The following is a 22561-nucleotide window of genomic DNA, read 5'->3' on the forward strand; positions in this document are numbered from 1 at the left end:
AAGGGCTAAGTGGGGGTAGAATACGCCCCTTTCAACCCTGACTTATGAAGAAATTGCCATGATTCTCAACAATAAACAGAAACAGTACCTCAAGGGCCTGGCCCACAGTCTGAAGCCGGTCGTCCTGCTGGGACAACACGGTCTGACCGAAGGGGTGCTGGCCGAGATCGATCTGGCCCTGAACCACCACGAGCTGATCAAGGTTAAGGTTGCGTCTGAAGATCGTGAGATGAAACAGCTGGTGATGGATGCCATCGTTCGCGAGACCGGCGCCATCAAGGTACAGAGCATGGGCCATGTACTGACCATCTACCGTCAGGCCAAAGAGCCCAAGATCCAGTTGCCACGCAAGTAACAGGAAAGAGCATTCGCTCTTTCCTTCATTTCCCTTCTTCCCAAGTCGCTTGCCAAAATAGTTGCCAGGCCCTTAACCTGCGATGAATAGCCGTGGACACCCACTATGGACAAGCATCAGCTCCTCACCGATGAAGAACTGGCCATGCTGCGGGACCTGGGAAACGATGAAGACATTGCCACCAGCCAATACCTGCGCGGCACCCTGCCCCTTCCTCTCCAAAGCCTGTTGCAGCGAGCCAAGCCTCTGACACTCGAAGCCCGCATCGCCGGCTACCAATTGCGTTTCCCGCTCCACTGCACCCAGGCAGAGGAGGGCCACGCCGAGCTGCGCATCGCCGCGCCGACCATTACCGAGCTGGGTTCGCCCCATCTGCGCGCCTGGCGACTCGACGAAAAGGCCGTGCTCTGCACCGAAGACGCGGAGTACGAGGTATACAGCCTCTCCCTTGGCGGTCTCATCGTGGCCGGCTTGCCGGACTCCTCTGCCAAGGGAGATCCACTTGGCGGATACCTTCGCATCGAGGATCTCCCTCCCCTGGCCATGACAGGCACCCTCGTCAGGCACGTGGATGCCAATCAACATTACCATGACTGGGCCGTCCAGTTCCGGCTGGGCAAGGAGGATCAGGAACAATTGCGGGACTGGCTCTTCCAGCGCCACCAGGACGCCTTCGTCCAGGCCTATCAGGGTGACTAAAGACAACAGGGGAGCCCGGCTCCCCTGTCTCTTTCCCCGACGTTCAATCAGAGATAGGCAACTTCCAGGATCTCGTACTCCACATCGCCACCCGGCGTCTTGACGATGGCAACGTCATCCACTTCCTTGCCGATCAGGGCGCGGGCAATGGGGGAATTCACGGAGATCATGTTCTGCTTGATGTCCGCCTCGTCGTCTCCCACGATGCGGTAGACCACTTCCTCTTCCGTTTCACTTTTGAGCAGGGTCACGGTTGCGCCGAAGATGACGCGGCCATTGTTGGCAATCTTGGTGACATCGATAATCTGGGCATTGGAGAGCTTGCCTTCGATTTCCTGAATGCGGCCTTCACAGAAACCCTGCTGCTCGCGGGCGGCATGGTATTCGGCATTTTCTTTCAGATCGCCATGTTCACGGGCATCAGCAATCGCTTCGATAATCTGGGGACGCAGCTCGGTCTTGAGATAATCGAGCTCTTGACGCAGCTTTTCAGCGCCGCGAACAGTCATCGGAGTATGATTCATAGTCGAAACCTGGGTTGCTTTATAAAGAGAAGCTGCGGCAATCAAAAGAGAGCCGCAGCTGTCGGTTCGGATGGGGCATCTTAATATGAAGCCGCCACAAAATCCATGTCAGCCCCTGCGAGCGGGATCCCGCTTTGGGCCAGCGTTACTTGGATTCCGAGACGCCAAGCGGAGCCGACACCGTCGGTTTGCCCTGCATGATGGCGATCTCGACACGTCGATTCATGCGCCGATTCTCCGGGCTGTTGTTGGGCACCAGCGGCTGGGAATCCGCCATCCCTTGCACCACCAGACGATTGCCGTCAAAACCGGGCACCTTGATCATCTGGTGGGCAACCGCCACCGCCCGCTGGGACGAAAGCTCCCAGTTGGACTGGAACAACTCATCCTCGGTGGCCACATTGTCGGTGTGGCCGGAGACGGTGATCTCCCCCGGCACATCCTTGAGCAGCGCAGCCACCTTGCGGATCACCGGCCAGAACTGGGGTTGCAGGAAGGCGGATCCCGCCGGGAACGCCGCTTTCTCGCGAATGCGAATGATGATCTGCTGACCCAGCGCCTCTATCTCGATGGCCCCATCCTGGATCTGGGCCTGCATCTGCTCCGCCAGAGCCTTGGCCAGGGTGTTGGACTGTTCCTGCGCCTTCTGGGCCTCCTGGGCGGTATCGCCACCGCTCTGCTGGCCTTCGGTCTTGTCATGTCCACCCGCCTTGTCCGCATCCCCAGGCTGGAAATCCAGCTCGGTCTGGGTCATGTCGATGGTCTGCTGCATGATGGTGTCAATAGGCGTCGGCTCGGGGCGACCAGGACGAAACTCCTGGGCGATGACGGAGGTTCCCTTGGGAATATCCTTGACCTCCAGGATGTTCTGCACCCCGAACGCCTTCTCCATGGAACCGGCGATCTGCTTGAACTTCTGCACATCCATCTCGGCAAAGGAGAGCAAGAGCACGAAGAAGCACATCAGCAGGGACATGAGATCCGCGAAGGTTCCCATGTAACCGGGCAATCCGGGAGGCGGGCACTTGCACTTTGCCATCTGTGCGCTCCTATTCGGTCCCGTTGTTGCGTTTGGACTGATTCAGGTAGTTCTGCAACATGGCCTGGATCACCCTCGGGTTCTGTCCATCCTGGATCCCCATGATGGCGTCGAGGATCAGGGTGCGGCTCAACTGTTCCTCGCCGCTGCGCAGTTCCAGCTTGTCCGCGATGGGGATGGCAATCATGTTGGCCTCGATGGCGCCATACAGGGTCGTCAGCAAGGCCACCGCCATGGCCGGACCGATGGATTTGGGGTCGCTCATGTTGGCCAGCATGGCCACCAACCCCACCAGGGTACCGATCATGCCCATGGCCGGGCCGAGATCCCCCAGGGAGCGGAACACCTTGATGGCCGTGGCGTGACGCTCGGACGTCAGTTCGATGTCCTTCTCCATCACCGCACGCACTACGTCGGCATCATGACCGTCCACCAGCATGTCGATGCCCTTCTTCATGAAGGTATTTGGGATCTCCGCCGCCTCCAGAGCCAGAAAGCCCCCCTTGCGGGCAGCATCCGCCAGTTCCACCGCCTTGGTGATGAGATCGTCGAGCTTGTCCCCCTTGTACATGAAGGCCTTGCCCGCGACCTTGAAGGCCATCAGAAACTGACCGAGGTTGAATTTCATCATGCAGATGAACACGGACCCCAGTATGGTGATGTAGACCGATGGCATGTCCACATACATGCTCATGGGGCCGCCCAGCAACATGCCGTACACCACGACCCCGAACCCCAGCACTAAGCCTATCAGACTCCCTAAATCCACATCCCTACTCCTGTCGCCGAACGTGCCGTCTAATTATATTGCGTTGAATTTTCTGCTATTGCGTCCCCGGCAGCAAGCCCGGTACACCGCAATCGCCGATCGGCAATGCGTGGTTGCATGCCCGTTCTTATCGGCCAGGGTCAGGATAGTTTGAGGACGCCGCGTTTTTCTGCCTCCCCCCTGTGGCCGGTCGATGTTAAGATGAGCCGTTTTTTTCAATCCCCGAGGATGGACATGGCCAGTAAAAAAATCGACCGTCTGAGTTTTGATGCCACCCTGGAAGAGCTGGAAACCATAGTGCATCAACTCGAACAGGGCTCGCTCCCCCTCGAGGAGGCACTCAAACAATTCGAACAGGGCATCCATCTGGTGCGTGCCGGCCAGCAGAAGCTGGAACAGGCCGAACAGAAGATCCAGATCCTCCTGACCCAGGCCGATGGCAGCGAGCAAGCGGTCCCCTTTCGAGCAGAACAAGGAGAGGAGTGAGTGACCCTGGACGATTTCTCCCGCCTGCATCGGCGCCGCATCGACGATTGCCTCTCGGCACAGCTTGACGCCCTGCCCGCCATGGCGCCACGTCTGCGGGACGCGATGAAATACGGCCTGCTGCTCGGTGGAAAACGGGTGCGCCCCTTCCTGGTCTATGCCGTTGGCGAGATGCTGGGCGTCAAGAGCGAACTGCTGGATGGCCCCGCCGCCGCAGTGGAGTGCATTCACGCATACTCCCTCCTGCACGACGACTTGCCCGCCATGGACGACGACGACCTGCGTCGTGGTCAGCCCACCGTACACAAGGCCTTCGATGAAGGCACAGCCATCCTGGCGGGCGATGCCCTGCAGACCCTGGCGTTTTCCATTCTGGCCGACCACCCCATGCCCGATACATTGATGGCCAACCGGGTGCGGATGCTGAGTGCCCTGGCCCGCGCGTCCGGCTATCTCGGCATGTGCGGCGGTCAGGCACTGGATCTGGACGCCGAAGGACGCCGGATCAGCCTCGGCGAGCTGGAGCAGGTGCACCGCCACAAGACCGGGGCCCTCATCGAGTGCGCCGTGACCCTCGGCGCCCTGTGCAAGGCTGACGTGGAACCCGCCACCCTCACCGCCCTGCAAACCTTTGCCGCCGCCATCGGACTCGCCTTCCAGGTGCAGGACGACATCCTCGACATCACGGGCGATACTGCCACCCTGGGCAAGCCGCAAGGCTCGGATCTGGCGCTGGAAAAGAGTACCTATCCGGCCCTGCTCGGACTCGACAATGCCCGTGAGCTGGCTCGCGAACTGCATGACAAGGCCTTAACAGCCCTGCAATCCTTGCCCTACAATACCGACATTCTGGAAGCGTTTGCCGATTACATCATCGAGCGAACCCACTAAACGCTGGATAACAGTAACAATATGAGCGTTGATATTAGCGATTTCCCCAACCTGGCCCTCGCAGACACGCCGGTCGATTTGCGATCCCTCCCCTTCGAGCGGCTGCCCGTGGTGTGCAACGAGCTGCGCGAGTATCTGCTGCGCTCGGTGAGCCGCTCCAGCGGCCACTTCGCCTCAGGCCTTGGCACCGTCGAGCTGACGGTCGCCCTGCACTATGTCTACAACACCCCCTTCGATCGGCTGGTGTGGGACGTGGGCCACCAGGCCTATCCCCACAAGATCCTGACCGGACGACGGGAGCGCATTCACACCATTCGCCAGAAAGATGGCCTGCACCCCTTCCCCTGGCGGGAAGAGAGCGAGTACGACGTGCTCAGCGTGGGCCACTCCAGCACCTCCATCGGGGCAGCGCTCGGCATGGCGGTGGCGGCCGAGAGCGAAGGGCTTGGCCGCAAGGTGGTCGCGGTCATCGGTGATGGCGCCATCACCGCCGGCATGGCCTTCGAAGCCCTCAATCACGCCGGCGACGTCCACAAGGACATGCTGGTGGTGCTCAATGACAACGAGATGTCCATCTCCGAGAACGTGGGGGCCCTGAACAATCACCTCGCCAGGCTGATGTCCGGCAAGCTCTACACCACCATTCGCGAGGGGGGCAAGAAGGTGCTGGCGGGGCTGCCGCCGGTCAAGGAGCTCGCCAAGCGGGCCGAGGAGCACCTCAAGGGCATGGTGGTACCCGGCACCCTGTTCGAGGAGTTCGGCTTCAACTACATCGGCCCCATCGACGGTCACGACATCCATGCCCTGGTCGAAACCCTGCGCAACATGCGCAACCTCAAGGGTCCCCAGCTGCTGCACGTCAAGACCAAGAAGGGCAAGGGGTACGAGCCGGCGGAAAAAGATCCCATCGGCTATCACGCCGTCCCCAAATTCAACCCGGATGACTGTGCCCTGCCCAAGAGCGCCGGTGGCAAACCCACCTTCTCCGCCATCTTCGGTCAGTGGCTGTGCGATATCGCCGCCAAGGACGAGCGCGTGGTCGGTATCACCCCCGCCATGCGCGAAGGCTCCGGTCTGGTGAAATTCAGCCAGCAATATCCGGATCGCTACTTCGATGTGGCCATCGCCGAGCAACATGCGGTCACCTTCGCCGCCGGTCTCGCCATCGCCGACCAGAAACCCGTGGTCGCCATCTATTCGAGCTTCCTGCAGCGGGCCTATGACCAGCTGATCCACGATGTGGCGCTGCAGAACCTGCCGGTGCTCTTCGCCATCGACCGGGCCGGTCTGGTGGGGGCCGACGGCCCGACCCATCAGGGGGCGTTCGACATCAGCTTCCTGCGCACCGTGCCCAACATGGTGGTGATGACCCCGTCCGACGAGAACGAGTGCCGCCAGATGCTCTACACCGGCTATCTGTGCAACGGGCCAGCGGCGGTGCGCTACCCTCGTGGCAGCGGCACCGGTATCCAGGCCGAGAGCGAGATGCAGGCCCTGCCCCTCGGCAAGGGACGTGTCGTTCGTGAGGGCAAGGGGACCGCCATCCTTGCGTTCGGCACCCTGCTGCAACAGGCCAGAGCAGCCGCAGAGGCGCTCGATGCCACCCTGGTGGACATGCGCTTCGTCAAACCCATGGACGAGGCGCTGGTGCTCTCTCTGGCCGCCTCCCACGATCAGTTCGTCACCCTCGAGGACAACGCCATCATGGGCGGTGCAGGCTCTGCGGTGAACGAGTTGCTGATGGGCTGCAAGCAGTGCAAACCGGTGCTCAACCTCGGCCTGCCGGACCGCTTCATCGAGCAGGGCACCCAGGATGAGATCTACGCCCTGCTGGGGCTGGACAGCGTGGGCATTCAGACCCGCATCGAGAGCTGGCTGCAGGCCTGACAAGGGTTATTGCAAGCAATAAAAAGGGCGCCTGATGGCGCCCTTTTTTTGTTATTCACTGTGCCAAACCAAACCTGCTCACACACTGTCGCGAGAAGGCCGTCAACAAGGTTACAAGCCGCTCAGGAACCGAGACATACATGAGCACTCCTGATTCCACATAAGTGAGCAGCACATGAACCTTGATCACGGCCTCGCAGCCAGTTCGTGGATAGGTTTATCAGCCCTTGTAGATCTTCGGGTTGAACACATCCCGCAGCCAGTCACCCAGCAGGTTGATCACCAGCACCAGCACCACCAGGCAGAGGCCCGGGAAGGCGGTGATCCACCAGGAGCCGGAGAAGATGTAGTTGAAGCCCACGCTGATGAGCGACCCCAGGGACGGTTGATCAACCGGCATCCCCAGACCCAGGAAGGAGAGGGCCGCCTCGCTCATGATGGCGTTCGCCACCTGCACGGTGGAGATGACCAGGATGGGTGACAGGCAGTTCGGCAGAATGTGGCGGAACATGATGCGCGGGGCGCGGAACCCCATCACCTGAGCTGCTTCCACATACTCCTTCTTCTTCTCCGCCAGCACGGAGGCGCGTACCGTCCGGGCATACTGGGGCCACTCGGCGATACCGATGATCACCACCAGCATCAGGATGGCGAACTTCGAGTAGAACTCGGAGCCAAAGGTCGCCTGGAAGATGGCGGAGATGATGATCGCCACCATCATGGTGGAGAACGACAGCTGCACATCGGCAAAGCGCATCAGCAGGTTGTCGATGCGACCACCAAAGTAACCGGCCATCAGACCGATGACGATACCGAGCACCAGCTGCAGCCCCACCGCGAACAGACCAATGGTCAGGGAGATGCGGGCGCCATAGAGGATGGTGCTCCAGATGTCGCGTCCCTGGTTGTCGGTCCCGAGCCAGAAGCGGGCCTCGCCCCCTTCCAGCCAGGAGGGGGGCAGCTCCGCATCCATCAGATCGAAGCTGGTCTGGTCATAGACGTTGTGCGGTGCGATCCAGGGTGCCAGCAGAGCCGCCAGCACGAAGACCACAAACACCGCAAAGCTGAACATGGCTACCTTGTCCCGCAGGAAGTAGTAGACGATGTCGGAATTTTTGAAGCGTGCCCAACGACTCGGGCTCGCAGTCACTGCGTTACTCATGTGCTTACCCCTTGGCGGTCAGGTTGACGGTCGGGTTGATCAACCCGTAGAGCAGGTCGACCAGGGTATTGGTCACCACGAAAATGAGGCCGACGAAGATGACGTAGGCGGTGATCAGCGGCGTATCGACCCGGTGGATCGCCTCAAGGAACAGGAAGCCGGTCCCCGGCCACTGGAACACGCTCTCGGTCAGGATGGTGTAGGCCACCATGGTCCCGATCTGCACACCGCCCACCGTGATGACCGGCAGCATGGTGTTCTTCAGGGCGTGCTGGTAGTAGACCTTGTTGTTGTCCAGCCCCTTGGCACGGGCAAACTTGACGTACTCGGAGGAGAGCTGCTCCAGCATCTCCGAGCGCACCAGCCGGATGAACAGCGGCAGCATGATGGAGGAGAGGGAGACAGCTGGCAACACCAGGTGCAAGATACCGTCCCAGGTGAAGAAGCCCGACTCCCAGCCCAGCAGGTTGTAGGTCTCGCCACGGCCATAGGCCGGCAGCCAGCCCAGCTGGATGGAGAAGAGGTACATCAGCATGATGGCGGTCAGGAAGACCGGGATCGATATGCCGATGCTGCTCACCGCCATGATGACCTTGGTGAGGATGCTGCGCGGTCTTATCGCCGAATAAACCCCCAGCGGAATGGAGACCACGACGATGATGAGCGCGGCGGCAAACACCAGCTCAAGGGTAGCCACCAGCTTGTCGAGGATAACCTCGAGGGCTGGTCGCTTGAAGAAATAGGAAGTGCCCAGATCCCCGTGTACCGCGTTCTTCAAGAAGCGGCTGTATTTCACGAGGAAGGGATCATTGAGTCCCATCTTGTCGCGCAGCTCCTGGCGCACGGACTCGGAGACGGATTGTCCCACCAGCTCGCGCAGCGGATCCCCCAGGTTGTCCTGGATGGAGAAGGCGACCAGGCTGATGACGAACATCACTATCACGGCCTGATAGAACCGTTTCAGCAGGAATGTAAACATGCTTGTCCTTCTACGTGGCCTGTGTCTTGGCACAGGCTTCTGTTAATGGCGGGGCAACCATGGGTGCCCCGCCGGGTCCTTCCTTAAACGCTTCGCTTACTTGTTGACCACCAGGTCACCCAGATAAGGGAAGTTCATCACGTTGACCACCGGCTTGATGTCGACGTTATTCTTGGCACCGTAGGCCAGGTCTTCCCAGTGCAGCGGCACATAGGCAGCGTCGTCGATCAACATGGCTTCCACCTTCTGCAGGATGGCGGCACGCTTGGCAGGATCGGTCTCGGTGTTGGCTTCCATCACCATCTTGTCAGCTTCTGCGTTGGCATAACCGCCGCAGTTGTACTGACCCATGCCGGTCTTGGCATCCTTGGTGAAGGTCAGGAACTCGAAGAAGTTCGCACTGTCTTCGGTGTCGGAGTGCCAGCCGATCAGCTGCATGTCAGCGGCGCACTTGTCAAACTCCGGCCAGTACTGGGCCACCGGCATGGTCTTCAGATCCACCTTGATGTTGATCTTGGACAGCATGGCGGAGACGGCCTGGGCAATCTTGACGTCGTTGACGTAGCGGGCAGCCGGGGAGATGAAGCTCATCTTGAAGCCCTTCTCGTAACCGGCTTCCTTCATCAGCTCCTTGGCCTTGGCCAGATCATACTGGGGCTTGAGCGCCTCGTTGTAGCCTGCGTAGCCTTTCGGGCTCAGCTGGCCGGCCGGGGTACCGAAGCCCTTGTTGATCTTGTCGACGATGCCCACCTGGTTGATGGCGTAGTTGATCGCCTGACGCACGCGCTTGTCTTTCAGCGCCGGGTTGGTGTTCTGGTTCAGCTCGATGATGATGGCACGGGTACCGGACAGGGTGACCAGCTGGGAATCCTTGCCGTTCTTCACGCGCTCCAGATCGTTCGGGGCAACCGGGTAGATCATGTCCACGTCGCCGCCCAGCAGGGCTGCAACACGGGTGGCGTCTTCCTTGATCGGTACCACGGTCAGGTTTTCGACGTTGCCCTTGGAGGCCTTGTCCCAGTAGTTGGCGTTGCGCACGTATTCCAGCTTCACGCCCTGCTCGCGGAACTTGACGCTGAACGGACCGGTACCGGAGACATTGGTGGAGGCGAAGGAGTCACCGTTCTTCACGATCTCGGCCTTGTCCTTGCCCGCCTCGGTCTTGCCGCTATAGAACTTGGAGTCCATCGGGAAGATGTAGGTGACGGTCTGCAGCACCAGCGGGAACGGCTTGGCGGTGACGAGATCCACGGTGAAATCATCCACCTTCTTGGCTTCGGCGATGGGGTCGAAGATCGCCTTGAAGTCCGGGGAGGCCTTCAGACGGTTGACGGTCCATACCACGTCATCGGCGGTGAAGTCGTTGCCGGAGTGGAACTTCACACCCTTGCGCAGGTGGAAACGGACGGTCTTGTCGTCGATGCGCTCATACTTCTCGGCCAGACGCGGCTCGAACTGCAGATCCTGGGTGTAACGCATCAGGGGGTCGAACACCAGGTGAGACATCTCCAGGGTCTGACCGGAGAGCTGCTCCTGCGGGTCCAGAGAGGTGGCGTCGGACGCGACGGCGACCTTGATGTCGGCAGCAGAAACGTTGAACGCGAGACCAGCGGCGAACAGCGCCATGGCGATCTTGGATAATCCTTTCTTCATGTCTTTCTCCATGCTTTTGGCTTTTTATTGACAGACAAACCGGCGAACCGGTGCTTTCCTAGCTTGCGATTTCCAGCCCCTCGCGGGACATTCCCTTGAATTCCGGCATGAGGGAGATCAGCTTGCGGCTGTACTCATGCTCGGCATTGGTGAACAGTTTCTCGGTCTCGGCCACTTCCACCAGATGACCGTGCTGCATCACACCGATACGGTCGCACATCTGGCGGATGACCGGCAGATCGTGACTGATGAACAGCATGGTGAGCCCAAGCTCCTGTTGCAAGTCTTTGAGCAGGTTGAGGATCTGGGCCTGCACCGAGACATCCAGCGCCGAGGTGGGCTCGTCGCAGATGAGGAAGCGCGGGCGGGTCGCCAGGGCGCGGGCAATGGAGATGCGCTGGCGCTGACCACCGGAGAATTCGTGGGGATACTTGACCCCGGCGCCGCGGCCCAAGCCCACGTGATCCAGCAGGTCTCCGACGATCTGCTCTATCTGCCGCTCGCTCTCGGCGAGGCGGTGGAAGCGGATCGGCTCGGCGATGATGTCACGCACCTTCATGCGCGGGTTCATCGAAGAGTAGGGATTCTGGAACACCATCTGCATCTGGCGGCGCAGGGGGCGACGCTCGTGCTCCCCTTTCAGGGCGGTGAGATCGATCCCCTCGAAGACAATCTTGCCGGTGTCGGGCGGATAGAGCCCGGTGATGGCACGGGCGATGGTGGACTTGCCGGAGCCCGACTCCCCCACCAGACCGAAAGTCTCACCCTCGAAGATCTCGAAGCTGATGTTGTTGCAGGCGCGCACGTACTGGCGGCGGCTCGGGAAGATGGAATCCTTGGTGACGAACTTCAGATCCACGTTCTCCACCCGCAACAGCGCGCCTTCATAGGTGCGCTCGTCCTGACTCTGGCCGAGCCAGTGGGTCTTGAGATCGATGCTGGTATCCGCCGCACCGGCATCCTCGATATAGGAGACCAGGGGGAAGCGCACCAGCTTGACATCCGAGCGGGGAACCGCCGAGATGAGGCTGCGGGTATAGGGGTGATTGGGGCGGCCCAGCACCTGTTCCGTGGTGCCGAACTCCACCAGATCGCCGCGGTACATCACCGCCACCTTGTCGGTGACGTTGGAGACCACCCCCATGTCATGGGTCACCAGCATGCAGCCGACCTGGCGCTCTTTGCACAGGTTGCGGATGAGCTGGAGGATCTGATCCTGGATGGAGACGTCCAGCGCCGTGGTCGGCTCATCGGCGATGATGAGCTCGGGATCCCCGGAGAGGGCGATGGCGATCACCACCCGCTGGCGCATGCCACCGGAGAACTGGTGAGGATACTGCTTGATGCGCACGTCCGGGTTCGGGATCCCCACCGCCCCCATCAGCTCGAGGGCCTTGGCAAAGGCCGCCTCGCGGGACAGGTCGGTGTTGGCGAGGATGGTCTCCACCAGCTGCTGCTCCACGGTGAACAGCGGGTTGAGGGAGGTCATGGGATCCTGGAAGATGAAACCGATGCGCGAGCCGCGAATGGCCCGCATCTCGTTCTGGCTCTTCCCGGAGATGAGCTCGCCGTTGAGGTAGATGTCACCACGGGCGATGCGACCGGGCGGGCTCAGCAGATCGATGACGGCGTTGCCGATGGTGGATTTGCCAGCGCCGGACTCACCGACGACGCCGACGATCTCGCCCTTTTCAACAGAAAAAGAGAGATCCTTGACCGCGGCAAGCACCCCGTAGCGGGAGGGGTACTCGATCCGCAAGTTTTTGACTTCAAGCAAGGACATGGTTACCTCTGCGGGGGACATCCGTCCCAAATAATTCGTCCGTAAATCAGCCGCAGATGCTGGTTGTGCCTTGGTACTGCTCGAGAGCCGTTGTTGTGTAATTAACGCTCAATCCATGAGGCAGCCAAACCAGCGATCCGGGCGGGTTTTTTGCATTTTTTTGGAATAACCCGCGAGTAAGTTAGTCGGTTTGCCCGCGGGTGTAAATGATCCAGTTATACAATTTCGCAATACTTTGCCCAGAGAATGCCGACACCCTGGGGTTAAAATGTCGATAAAAGTCACATTACCAGAGATTACGCTGGCATTGCGAGACCATCAACCAATTATGTTTCAACAAAATAGCAACAAACCATCTTATTCACTATCAGCATTATGCTGACCAGCTTCGAATGAGTAGTGAATATTTATGTGAAATGATTTTTTGACGGCAGCATATCTGGAGTAAGGAAAAATAGGCAGAGCTAAATAGGGACAATGCAGAAGGATCAACCTGGGCCACAGGCCCGCCGGCACGGCAAGCCGGGAGGGATTGCATACAAAAAAACGCAGGCCCCTCAGGGCCTGCGTGTGCGGTATATCCGGCCTCTTTGCAAGAGGAGAGCAGTGAAAAAACAGCGAGACGGGCGTTCGGGAGCAGCCTCCCCTCACCAGTGGGCAAGCAGTTGCATGCAGGCCAGGGCGAACAGGCCGGCGATGAGATCGTCCAGCATGATGCCAAGCCCGCCGTGAATGCGGCGATCGAACCAGGAGATGGGCCAGGGCTTGAGCACGTCGAACAGGCGAAACAGCACGAAGCCCGCCAGCACCCACTCCCAGCCGGCCGGGGCCGCAATCATGGTGACCCCGAATCCGATCACCTCGTCCCAGACGATGGCCCCGTGATCCGGCATCCCGATGGCGTCGGTGGCGCTCTGGCAGATGCGGATGCCCGCCACGAAACCCACCACCAGCAGGACGATGAACCAGGAGGTCGGCAGCCCGCTCACCAACAGATAGAGCGGGATGGCTGCCAGGGTCCCCATGGTGCCCGGCGCCTTGGGGGAGAGGCCGGAGCCAAACCCAACCGCAAGGAAGTGGAGCGGGTTTTTAAGGTTCAGCCGCGTCAGTTCGGGCTTTATCTTGAAAGACATCATGCGAAGTGATCCCAGCCCTTGAGGTGCAGTTCGACGGGTTGTTCGTCCTGCAGGTAGTCGATACCAGGCTCCCCGGCCAGGATGCGACCGATGCGGGTGAACTTCACGCCGCAATTGGCCAGCGCCGTGTCCAGGGCGCCGTGATGCTCCTGGGGCACGGTGAAGCAGAGCTCGTAGTCGTCGCCCCCGGCCAGGGCCAGCTGCCAGGCATCCATGGCCGGCACTGCATCCTGCAACACGGGGGAGAGGGGCAGCAGGTTGAGATCGATCTGGGCCCGCACGCCGGACGCCTTGAGGATGTGGCCGAGATCGGACGCCAGGCCGTCGGAGAGATCCAGGGCGCTGCTGGCCAGCCCGCGCAGGGCCTGACCGGCCAGGATGCGGGGATGGGGATGGTCGAGGCGCGGCAGCACGGCCGCCAGCTGGTTCTCGTTGAGGGTGCGCTTGCCCAGCAGGTGGGAGAGCGCCAGGGCGGCATCTCCCAGGGTACCGGTCACGTAGACCCCGTCACCGGCCTTGGCGCCGCTGCGCAGCAGGGCGCGACCTGCCGGGACCGATCCTTTCACCGAGACGGTGATGGAGAGGGGCCCGCGGGTCATGTCCCCCCCCACCAGCGCCACGTTGTAGTACTCGGCGAGCTCGAGGAACCCTTCGGCGAAACCGGCGACCCAGCGCTCGTTGATGGCGGGCAGGGTCAGGGCCAGGGAGACCCAGCGCGGCTCGGCACCCATGGCGGCCAGATCGGAGAGATTGACCGCCAGCGCCTTGTAGCCGAGATCCACCGGATCCATGTCGGGGAAGAAGTGCACGCCGCTCACCAGGGTGTCCGTGCTCACCGCCAACTGGGCGTCGGGGGGCAGGGTCAGCAGGGCACAGTCATCTCCAGGGCCCATCACCACGTCCTTGCGGGCGTGGGGGACCTTGAAGTACTTCTCAATCAGCTCAAATTCACCCATACAGTAAAAAGCCAGCAATAAGCTGGCTCCTCTCTTAATTGCTGACGGACAGCAGGATCAGCGCTTGGGCAGCGTCTTGATCACCTTGTCCAGGACGCCGTTGACAAACTTGTGGCTGTCATCGGCGGCGAAGGCTTTGGCCAGCTCGATCGCTTCGTTGATCACCACGCGCGGCGGCACATCTTCACGACGGGTCAGCTCGTAGGTCGCCAGACGCAGGATCGCCTTGTCCACCATGTCCACTTCTTCCAGCGGACGGGAGAGGAAAGGCGCGAACACCTTGTCCAGCTCGTTGCAGTGGACCGCTACCCCGAACAGCAGATCGCGGAAATAGTTCAGGTCCACACCCTTGGTGTCCTGATCGATCTTGAACTGCTCTTCGATGTCGCCCACGTTGGCCTGGGTCATCTGCCACTGGTAGATGGCCTGGGTGGCGCAATGGCGGGCCTTACGGCGCTCGGACGGTTTCAATGCATTTCTCCTCGTTACACGTCCAGTTGTTTCAGGACGTTGATCATTTCGAGCGCGCTCAGTGCAGCCTCTGCACCCTTGTTACCCGCCTTGGTACCGGCGCGTTCGATGGCTTGTTCAATGTTTTCGGTGGTCAGCACGCCGAAGGCAACGGGAATGTCGTATTCCATCATTACCTGGGCCAGACCCTTGCCGTTCTCGCTCGCTACCAGTTCGAAGTGGTAGGTACCGCCGCGGATGACGGTGCCGAGTGCGACGATGGCGTCGTATTGACCGCTCTTGGCCAGCTTCTTGGCCGCCAGGGGAATTTCGACGGCCCCCGGTACGCGCACCAGGGTCAGATTGCTCTCCTGGACCTGACCTTGACGCTTCAGCACGTCCAGCGCGCCGTTCACCAGGCTGTCATTGATGAAGCTGTTGAAACGGGCAACGACAATAGCAACACGCGCCTCGGGAGCGGCGATATTTCCTTCGATAATCTTCATTGGAAATCCTGTCTCTGTGCAATCAATTAGGGGCCGGGCTCAAAAGTGCACGCATTCTAGCACAACAGAGCCGCGACAAAAAACCATGGCCGCAACGGGCGGCCATGGTGATGAATTCAACCGTACGCAGCGCTTACTCGCCGACGTACTCCACCACTTCCAGACCAAAGCCACCGAGGGCATGGTACTTCTTGGGGGAGCTCAACAGGCGCATCTTGCCGACCCCCAGCGCCTTGAGGATCTGGGAACCGACGCCGACCCGGCGCGAGGTGCCCTGCCACTTGGCCCCTTCCGGCGCCAGCCCCTTGTCGGCGGCTTCAAAACCCTTGACCCTGGCCAGCAGCTCGGCGCCATGGGCTTCCGCCCCCAGGATCACCAGCACCCCGCCCTCGTCGGCGATGCGGGCCATGGATTTGGGCAGCGGCCAGCTGCGGGCGCTGTGGCGGTCGGTGAGCAGCAGATCGCTCAGCACGTCGTGCAGGTGCACCCGTACCAGGGTCGGCTGGTCGGCCTTCACGTCCCCTTTCTTCAGGGCGAAGTGGACCTGGTTGTCGATGGTGTCGCGGAAGGTGACGAGGTCGAACTCGCCGTATTCGGTGGGCAACTTGCACTCGGCCACCTTCTCTACCGTGGTCTCGTGCTGGTTGCGGTATTCGATAAGGTCGGCAATGGTGCCGAGCTTGATGCCGTGCTGCTCGGCGAAGATCTCGAGATCCGGGCGCCGGGCCATGGTGCCGTCTTCGTTGAGGATCTCGACGATGACGGAGGCAGGCTCGAAGCCGGCCAGCCGGGCCAGATCGCAGCCCGCTTCGGTGTGGCCGGCGCGGGTCAGCACGCCGCCATCCTGCGCCATCAGCGGGAAGATGTGGCCGGGCTGCACCAGATCGGCGGCCTTGGCATGGGGCGCCACCGCGGCCTGCACGGTGACGGCGCGGTCGGCGGCGGAGATGCCGGTGGTCACCCCTTCCGCCGCCTCGATGGAGACGGTGAAGGCGGTGGAGAACTGGGCATTGTTGCGATCGACCATCAGCGGCAGCGCCAGCTGCTTGCAGCGATCCCGGGTCAGGGTCAGGCAGATGAGGCCACGACCGTAGCGCGCCATGAAGTTGATGTCTTCCGGGCGGACACAGGAGGCGGCCATGATCAGGTCCCCTTCGTTCTCCCTGTCTTCGTCATCCATCAGGATCACCATCTTGCCAGCCTTGATATCGGCAATGATTTCCTGGGTCGTGCTCAGCGCCATGGGCTACTCCATCAACATGCTTGGGGATTGAGCCAGTCGGCTCGACTTGATACTGCGTATTGTGCTCTAGATGGGGGCACGCGGCCCCGTTTCAATCCGCGCGGGATCACAGAACCGCGTTTTCCCGTCAAAACGGCTCACAAGAATCCGGACTGGGCCAGCTTTTCCAGGGTCAGGGTAGAGGCACTGCTCTCCTCGCGCTTGCCCGTCATCAGCCGCTCCAGATAGCGGGCTATCTGGTCCACCTCGAGATTGACCCGGTAGCCGGGTTTCCAGCGGGCGATGGTGGTCTCCTGGGCGGTGTGGGGCACAATGGTCAGCCGGAACAGATCCCCCTGAACCGCATTGACGGTGAGGCTGATGCCATCCACCGCAATGGAGCCCTTCTCGGCGATGTAGCGCGAGAGCTCCCCCGGCGCCTTGATCCAGTATTCGATGGCGCGGCCGCTGGACGATTTGCTCTTCACCTCGCCGATGCCGTCCACGTGGCCGGAGACCAGGTGGCCGCCGAGGCGGGAGGTGGGCATCAACGCCTTCTCGAGGTTGACCGGATCCCCCACCTTGGCGGCAGAAAAACCGGTGCGGGAGAGGGTCTCCAGGGAGACGTCGGCGGTATAGCTGTGATCCCCGAGCGCCACCACGGTGAGGCAGACGCCGTTGGTGGCGATGGAGTCGCCCAGCTTGACGTCACTGAAGTCCAGGGTCGGCGCGTGCACGGTGAGGGCCATGTCCTCCCCCTGGCGACGCAGCTCGGCCAGGGTTCCCACCGCTTCGATAATTCCGGTAAACATGCAGATCACCTTGCTGATGACGGGGGCGACGGATGCCCCCGTGAACATTGAAAAATCAGGCTATTTTCGCAGTGATGCGAATATCCTGGCCAAGCATGCGCACATCCTTGAGGTTGAGTTTGGGGGCCTGGAACAGCCGGGTCAGCCCCGGCAGATGGAACAGACCGCGCCCCTCATCCCCCATCAGTTTGGGCGCCTGATAGAGCACCAGCTCGTCCACCAGCCCCTTCTCCAGCAGGGCGCCGCACAGCCGCGGCCCCGCCTCCACCAGTACCGAGTTGACGTTCTGTTTGGCCAGCAGCATGAAGAGGCTGACCAGATCCAGCTTGCCATCCAGCAGCGGCACCTCCAGCTGCTGCACCCAGGCGGGCCACTCACCGGATGCCTTGTGGCGGGCCAGCAGTACCGGGCTCTCGCTCTGGAACAACGGCAGATCCGGGGTGAGCCGGTTTTGCGAATCCACGATGACCCGCAGTGGCTGGCGCAGGGTCTCTTTGGGATAGACCGCCTTGACCGAGGGAGGCAGCTCGTCCCAGCGCACGGTGAGGGAGGCGCCATCTGCCAGCACGGTCTCGGCGCTGGAGAGGACCGCATCGTGACGGGCCCGCAGTCGCTGCACGTCCCGGCGCGCCTCCGGAGAGGTGATCCACTGGCTCTCGCCACTCGCCATGGCGGTGCGACCATCCAGGCTCGCCCCCAGCTTGACCGTCACCAGCGGAAACGCGGTGCGCATCCGCTTGAAGAAACCGGGATTGAGGGCCTCGGCTTCCGCGGCCAGCAGGCCGAAATCGGTCTTGATCCCCGCCTCGGAGAGCATCCGCAGGCCACGCCCGCCCACCTGGGGATTGGGATCCACCATGGCAGCCACCACCCGGGTCACCCCGGCCTTGATGAGCGCCTCGGCGCAGGGCGGCGTGCGACCATGATGGGAGCAGGGCTCCAGGGTCACATAGGCGGTGGCACCGCGGGCCTCTTCCCCTGCCGCGTGCAGAGCATAGACCTCGGCATGGGGCTCACCGGCCCGCTTGTGCCAGCCCTCCCCCACCACCACGCCGGCCTTCACCAGCACGGCGCCGACGCAGGGGTTGGGAGCCGTGGTGTAACGGCCGCGCCGGGCCAGTTCGAGGGCCCGGCTCATCCATTGGTAATCGTCTTGACTAAACATCCGGGCTCCTGTGTCCAGCAACCTGTCCCCCGTGGCACGGCCATCCGATGGGACAAGAAAATAGGGTGTACGCGCTTGCAGCACGCCTTCTCGGGCAGATCGGCCATGGCATCTGACGCCATGGCGACGGGCACACACATCGCAGGATGCGGCCGCACGCCCTCATACTTTTTCACCAGTGCAACGATGCGCTATCTGGATGTCTCACTGGTGTAACAACTGGCGCTGCCGCAACGGCAACCCCTCTCTTATTCACATAGGGAGCGACCGGCCGGCGTTACTTCTCCAGCTTGGCGATCTCTTCCCCGAATTCGCGAATGTCTTCAAAGCTGCGGTAGACGGAGGCAAAGCGGATGTAGGCCACCTTGTCCAGGCTCTTGAGCTCATCCATCACCAGATTGCCCACCAGCTGGGAGGCCACCTCCCGCTCACCGGTGGCCCGCAGGCGGGACTTGATGTGGTTGACCGCCTTCTCGATGGCCTCCATGCTCACCGGCCGCTTCTCCAGCGCCCGCAGAATGCCGGCCCGCAATTTGTCTTCGTTGAAGGGCTCGCGGGAGCCGTTGGACTTGATGACGCGGGGCATGACCAGTTCGGCCATTTCGAAGGTGGTAAAACGCTCGTGACAGAGCAGGCATTCGCGACGGCGGCGCACCTGATGGCCCTCGGCCACCAGACGGGAATCGATCACCTTGGTATCAACGGCACTACAGAAAGGGCAATGCATCTGACCTCCGGCGTGGATGAAAATGGGCGCAGGCCCCGGGGGCTGGCGCTAGGCCGGCCAGTGTAACACGGCCATCCAGAGCCGGTAAAAGCCCATGAAAACAAGGGACAACCTGCCAGGCCTTCGGGCAGGACTCAGTCGTCATAGGGCAACGCCTCGGGGTCGCAATCCTGGTAATCGGGGGCAGGATCCGCCGCGAACCGGCGAGCAGCCACATGGCTGTGGCCCAGCATCAGCGCCTTGCCCACCCGGTGCATGCCATCCATCACCCGACCGGCGCTGTCCAGCAGGATGGGATAGGCGAGATCCGCCGCCATCATGAGCTGGCAGTGCGCCACCACGCTGCGCACCGTGGGCGTGGCGTCGCCATGGCCGTACCAGTGGTCGCGGTCAAGCTCGGCAATCTCGCCGAGTGCCACCGCCTGCACCGGCAGGTTGCGGCTCAGCCGGATCAAGCGGCGCACATCCCAGGCAAGCAGCCCCTGTTCGCTGGCGCGAAAGTGGTACTGGGCGCGAACCGTCTGCCGCAGTGACGCCTCCAGCACGTCCTCTTTCATGTCATTGCACATGGTCACCTCTGTCTCATCTTGCCAGGCGCTGCAAAAAACAATGCCACCCGAGGGTGGCATTGGTCTTCAACCTGAAGGTCAGGCTGATTATGCGTAGACCGGGAAGCGGCGGCAGATGTCCAGCACCTTCTCGCGCACGGTCGCCAGCACTTCTTCGTTGTCGTGGCTGTCCAGCACGTCGCAGATCCAGTTGGCCAACTGGATGGACTCGGCTTCCTTGAAGCCGCGGCGGGTGATGGCCGGGGTGCCGATACGCACGCCGGAGGTCACGAACGGGGAACGCGGGTCGTTCGGTACGGAGTTCTTGTTGACGGTGATGTTGGCCTTGCCGAGGGCTGCGTCGGCATCTTTGCCGGTCAGCTCGCGACCGATCAGGTCAACCAGCATCAGATGGTTGTCGGTACCGCCGGAGACGATCTTGTAGCCGCGCTCGATAAAGGTCGCCGCCATGGCCTTGGCGTTCTTCACGACCTGGGCCTGGTAGGTCTTGAACTCGGGCTCCAGCGCTTCCTTGAAGGCTACGGCCTTGCCGGCGATGACGTGCATCAGCGGGCCGCCCTGACCACCCGGGAAGACGGCGGAGTTCAGCTTCTTGTACAGATCTTCGTCGTCGGCGGCGGAGAGGATCAGACCACCGCGCGGACCGGCCAGGGTCTTGTGAGTGGTGGAGGTGACCACGTGAGCATGGGGCACCGGGTTCGGGTAGACGCCGGCGGCAATCAGACCGGCCACGTGGGCCATGTCCACGAACAGGTAAGCACCGATCTTGTCGGCGATTTCGCGCATGCGGGCCCAGTCGACGATGCCGGAGTAGGCGGAGAAGCCGCCGATCATCATCTTCGGCTTGTGCTCAACGGCCAGGCGCTCCATCTCGTCGTAGTCGATCTTGCCGGACTCGTCGATGCCGTAGGGGATGATGTTGTACAGCTTGCCGGAGAAGTTGACGGGGGAGCCGTGGGTCAGGTGACCGCCGTGGGCCAGGTTCATGCCGAGCACGGTGTCGCCCGGTTGCAGCAGGGCCATGTAGACGGCGCTGTTGGCCTGGGAGCCGGAGTGCGGCTGCACGTTGGCGTAGGTGGCACCGAACAGCTCTTTGGCGCGCTCGATGGCCAGGGTTTCAACCACATCCACATACTCGCAACCGCCGTAGTAACGCTTGGCCGGGTAGCCTTCGGCGTACTTGTTGGTCAACTGGGAGCCCTGGGCTTCCATGACGCGGGGGCTGGTGTAGTTCTCGGACGCAATCAGCTCGATGTGCTCTTCCTGACGACGGGTCTCGTCTGTGATGGCCTGCCACAGCTCTGGATCATAGCCGGCGATGGTCATGTCACGTTTCAACATCCGTTTATCTCCTGAAAATCGTTTGCGCGATAGGTGAAGTGGGCCCGCGCATTGTAACGTGAGCTGGATCAAAGAGACAGTCCAACCACCCAAAAAATTGTTTATAAAATGTAAAATACGTCGCAAATTTCGAATCCCGCCCCCTGGCTTCGCTCATCCCCCCGGCCTCCCCACACCCGCAATCCGGCTCCAGCCATCGTCCCCGCTTCCCGGGCAAAGCGATAGAAACCAGAGCCAGATCATGGATATAGCATTTACTAACAGATAACATCTTTAGGCCATGGGACATCTGCACGAGCGGGTGTCGCTCCCTGCCATCCCGGAACACAAGGGGAAACGCCATGATGGATCATCTGATGCTGTTCGTGATTGTCGCGGTCTTCGCTCTCTTCTACTGGGTCTACTACACCGGCAGCCGCAAGGGTGCCTGCACCGCCAACTGGGAGACACTTCCCACCCGGGAGCAGTACCTGGCGGCCCACCCCGGCGCCGCCGACGGGGATCTCATTTTCTGCATCCATTGCGGTCATCATCAGCAGCGGGAAGTCGGCCTGGTGCACCAGATGGATTACCGCCGCCAGCACATCTGCCCCCGTTGCAAGCAGGTGCTCTATCGCGTCGAGGAGTAAGTCGGCCTCCTCGTCGCCCACGGTCATCCCGCGAATGCGACCCCCTCTCCTGGCGCTATCCGGCCAAAAGGCCCCATGAGTTTCCTTTATTTTTAAAGTCGTTAGAATCGGGGGCCATCAAGGCTCCCGATTGTCATCCACGGAGGAAAAATGCAGGAATTCATGGCGACCAGCGAACGCCGGGCCGAGCTTTACTGGTGGTTTTCCACCCTGTTTGCTGCCGAACTCAGTGATGCACAGATCGCTGAATACGACACTTATGACGTGCGCAGCTTCTTGAAGAGCCTCTCCACCCTCGATCCCATGCGCGAAGCCGTGGCCGAGCTCAACGATGCCATCGCCCGCCTGCTGGTGCGCCCCGAGCGCCAGACGGCCCTGGCCGCCGACTTCGCAGGCCTGTTCCTGAGCGCTCCCGGGCAGGGTGCCCTGCCCTACGAATCCCTCTACCGGGGCGAAGGCAAGCAGCTGATGCAGGCCCCCATGACCGAGATGCAGGCACGCCTCGATCGCCTCGGCATCAACGTCAGCGACAAATACAATGAGCCTGCCGATCATCTGGCCATCGAGCTGGATCTGATGGGCAGCCTCATCATCCGCGCCGCCGAGTCGACCACCGCCGACCAGCGCGAGGCGTGGCTTGGCGAGCAGGAGTCCCTGCTGCACGGCCACCTGCTGGGCTGGTTCGAGCGCTTCGAGCAGGCCTGCCGGGCCGCCGACACGTTTGGCTTCTACGGTGCCAGTGCCCGCCTGCTGGGGGTGTTCCTCAAGATGGACGCCAACTACCTCTCCCTGGTCAAACCGGCACCGTCCGCCGACTGAGC

The 22561-nt window shown here is 61.4% G+C and carries 24 protein-coding genes; 7 read left to right on the forward strand and 17 right to left on the reverse strand.

What is annotated here, in order from left to right:
• The first annotated feature begins 58 nt into the window (after positions 1-58).
• The gene (yhbY, locus tag AB5Y47_RS17335) at positions 59-355 is read left to right on the forward strand and encodes a ribosome assembly RNA-binding protein YhbY (RefSeq protein ID WP_010675376.1); all 297 of its coding nucleotides are present in this window, start codon (positions 59-61) and stop codon (positions 353-355) included.
• Between the two features lie 105 nt (positions 356-460).
• Entirely contained in the window at positions 461-1054 is a 594-nt protein-coding gene (locus AB5Y47_RS17340; RefSeq protein WP_043153235.1) for a PilZ domain-containing protein, read from the forward strand.
• Positions 1055-1101: 47 nt separating this feature from the next.
• On the opposite strand, the gene greA is transcribed toward AB5Y47_RS17340, so the two are convergent.
• The 3 genes from greA to pomA all read right to left on the reverse strand — a co-directional run bounded on the left by greA (position 1102) and on the right by pomA (position 3386).
• Positions 1102-1578 (reverse strand): transcription elongation factor GreA, encoded by a 477-nt coding sequence (gene greA / locus AB5Y47_RS17345; RefSeq protein ID WP_010675378.1) that lies wholly within the window; start codon positions 1576-1578, stop codon positions 1102-1104.
• A gap of 145 nt (positions 1579-1723) precedes the next feature.
• Complete coding sequence (locus AB5Y47_RS17350; RefSeq protein WP_042878323.1) at positions 1724-2617, reverse strand: flagellar motor protein MotB; 894 nt, start codon at positions 2615-2617, stop codon at positions 1724-1726.
• Positions 2618-2627: 10 nt separating this feature from the next.
• The gene (gene pomA, locus AB5Y47_RS17355; RefSeq protein ID WP_029314770.1) at positions 2628-3386 is read right to left on the reverse strand and encodes a flagellar motor protein PomA; all 759 of its coding nucleotides are present in this window, start codon (positions 3384-3386) and stop codon (positions 2628-2630) included.
• A gap of 234 nt (positions 3387-3620) precedes the next feature.
• On the opposite strand from pomA, the gene xseB reads away from it, so the two are divergent.
• Genes xseB through dxs form a run of 3 tightly spaced genes read left to right on the forward strand, consistent with a single transcriptional unit; the run spans position 3621 to position 6650 of the window.
• The gene (gene xseB / locus AB5Y47_RS17360) at positions 3621-3872 is read left to right on the forward strand and encodes an exodeoxyribonuclease VII small subunit (protein ID WP_010675381.1); all 252 of its coding nucleotides are present in this window, start codon (positions 3621-3623) and stop codon (positions 3870-3872) included.
• Positions 3873-4763, forward strand: a complete 891-nt coding sequence (ispA, locus tag AB5Y47_RS17365; RefSeq protein ID WP_043153237.1) for a (2E,6E)-farnesyl diphosphate synthase — start codon at positions 3873-3875, stop codon at positions 4761-4763.
• A gap of 21 nt (positions 4764-4784) precedes the next feature.
• Entirely contained in the window at positions 4785-6650 is a 1866-nt protein-coding gene (gene dxs, locus AB5Y47_RS17370; RefSeq protein WP_043153238.1) for a 1-deoxy-D-xylulose-5-phosphate synthase, read from the forward strand.
• Positions 6651-6870: 220 nt separating this feature from the next.
• On the opposite strand, the gene AB5Y47_RS17375 is transcribed toward dxs, so the two are convergent.
• The 14 genes from AB5Y47_RS17375 to glyA all read right to left on the reverse strand — a co-directional run bounded on the left by AB5Y47_RS17375 (position 6871) and on the right by glyA (position 21111).
• Positions 6871-7812 carry an ABC transporter permease gene (locus AB5Y47_RS17375; protein WP_043153239.1) on the reverse strand — a complete coding sequence of 314 codons (942 nt, stop codon included), beginning with the start codon at positions 7810-7812 and terminating at the stop codon, positions 6871-6873.
• 4 nt (positions 7813-7816) lie between these two features.
• Entirely contained in the window at positions 7817-8791 is a 975-nt protein-coding gene (locus AB5Y47_RS17380) for an ABC transporter permease (RefSeq protein ID WP_039040297.1), read from the reverse strand.
• 96 nt (positions 8792-8887) lie between these two features.
• Positions 8888-10444: an ABC transporter substrate-binding protein gene (locus AB5Y47_RS17385; protein ID WP_043153242.1), complete on the reverse strand. Its 1557-nt coding sequence runs from the start codon at positions 10442-10444 to the stop codon at positions 8888-8890.
• 58 nt (positions 10445-10502) lie between these two features.
• Positions 10503-12227: an ABC transporter ATP-binding protein gene (locus AB5Y47_RS17390; protein WP_010675387.1), complete on the reverse strand. Its 1725-nt coding sequence runs from the start codon at positions 12225-12227 to the stop codon at positions 10503-10505.
• 647 nt (positions 12228-12874) lie between these two features.
• The gene (locus AB5Y47_RS17395) at positions 12875-13363 is read right to left on the reverse strand and encodes a phosphatidylglycerophosphatase A (RefSeq protein ID WP_043153244.1); all 489 of its coding nucleotides are present in this window, start codon (positions 13361-13363) and stop codon (positions 12875-12877) included.
• Positions 13360-14319: a thiamine-phosphate kinase gene (gene thiL, locus AB5Y47_RS17400; protein ID WP_043153245.1), complete on the reverse strand. Its 960-nt coding sequence runs from the start codon at positions 14317-14319 to the stop codon at positions 13360-13362. The genes AB5Y47_RS17395 and thiL overlap by 4 nt, the downstream gene beginning before the upstream one ends.
• Positions 14320-14376: 57 nt before the next feature.
• Positions 14377-14790 carry a transcription antitermination factor NusB gene (gene nusB / locus AB5Y47_RS17405; protein ID WP_010675390.1) on the reverse strand — a complete coding sequence of 138 codons (414 nt, stop codon included), beginning with the start codon at positions 14788-14790 and terminating at the stop codon, positions 14377-14379.
• A gap of 14 nt (positions 14791-14804) precedes the next feature.
• On the reverse strand, positions 14805-15275 hold the full coding sequence (ribE, locus tag AB5Y47_RS17410) for a 6,7-dimethyl-8-ribityllumazine synthase (protein WP_010675391.1): 471 nt from the start codon (positions 15273-15275) through the stop codon (positions 14805-14807).
• A 133-nt stretch (positions 15276-15408) separates the two neighbouring features.
• On the reverse strand, positions 15409-16518 hold the full coding sequence (ribBA, locus tag AB5Y47_RS17415; protein ID WP_039040299.1) for a bifunctional 3,4-dihydroxy-2-butanone-4-phosphate synthase/GTP cyclohydrolase II: 1110 nt from the start codon (positions 16516-16518) through the stop codon (positions 15409-15411).
• A 137-nt stretch (positions 16519-16655) separates the two neighbouring features.
• Complete coding sequence (locus tag AB5Y47_RS17420) at positions 16656-17309, reverse strand: riboflavin synthase (protein WP_039040359.1); 654 nt, start codon at positions 17307-17309, stop codon at positions 16656-16658.
• A gap of 55 nt (positions 17310-17364) precedes the next feature.
• Positions 17365-18474: a bifunctional diaminohydroxyphosphoribosylaminopyrimidine deaminase/5-amino-6-(5-phosphoribosylamino)uracil reductase RibD gene (ribD, locus tag AB5Y47_RS17425; RefSeq protein WP_039040300.1), complete on the reverse strand. Its 1110-nt coding sequence runs from the start codon at positions 18472-18474 to the stop codon at positions 17365-17367.
• A gap of 277 nt (positions 18475-18751) precedes the next feature.
• Entirely contained in the window at positions 18752-19201 is a 450-nt protein-coding gene (nrdR, locus tag AB5Y47_RS17430; RefSeq protein WP_010675395.1) for a transcriptional regulator NrdR, read from the reverse strand.
• A gap of 134 nt (positions 19202-19335) precedes the next feature.
• Positions 19336-19770 carry a hypothetical protein gene (locus AB5Y47_RS17435; RefSeq protein ID WP_045525814.1) on the reverse strand — a complete coding sequence of 145 codons (435 nt, stop codon included), beginning with the start codon at positions 19768-19770 and terminating at the stop codon, positions 19336-19338.
• An 87-nt stretch (positions 19771-19857) separates the two neighbouring features.
• Entirely contained in the window at positions 19858-21111 is a 1254-nt protein-coding gene (gene glyA, locus AB5Y47_RS17440; RefSeq protein WP_010675397.1) for a serine hydroxymethyltransferase, read from the reverse strand.
• 341 nt (positions 21112-21452) lie between these two features.
• Between glyA and AB5Y47_RS17445 the strand changes: the two genes are divergently transcribed.
• A complete protein-coding gene (locus tag AB5Y47_RS17445) occupies positions 21453-21740 on the forward strand; it encodes a hypothetical protein (protein ID WP_069652090.1) in 288 nt (95 codons plus the stop codon).
• 150 nt (positions 21741-21890) lie between these two features.
• The gene (gene torD, locus AB5Y47_RS17450) at positions 21891-22559 is read left to right on the forward strand and encodes a molecular chaperone TorD (RefSeq protein WP_039040303.1); all 669 of its coding nucleotides are present in this window, start codon (positions 21891-21893) and stop codon (positions 22557-22559) included.
• Positions 22560-22561: the final 2 nt, after the last annotated feature.

This window comes from Aeromonas sp. R7-2 (genome assembly GCF_040908105.1).
GTDB classification, from domain to species: domain Bacteria; phylum Pseudomonadota; class Gammaproteobacteria; order Enterobacterales; family Aeromonadaceae; genus Aeromonas; species Aeromonas caviae.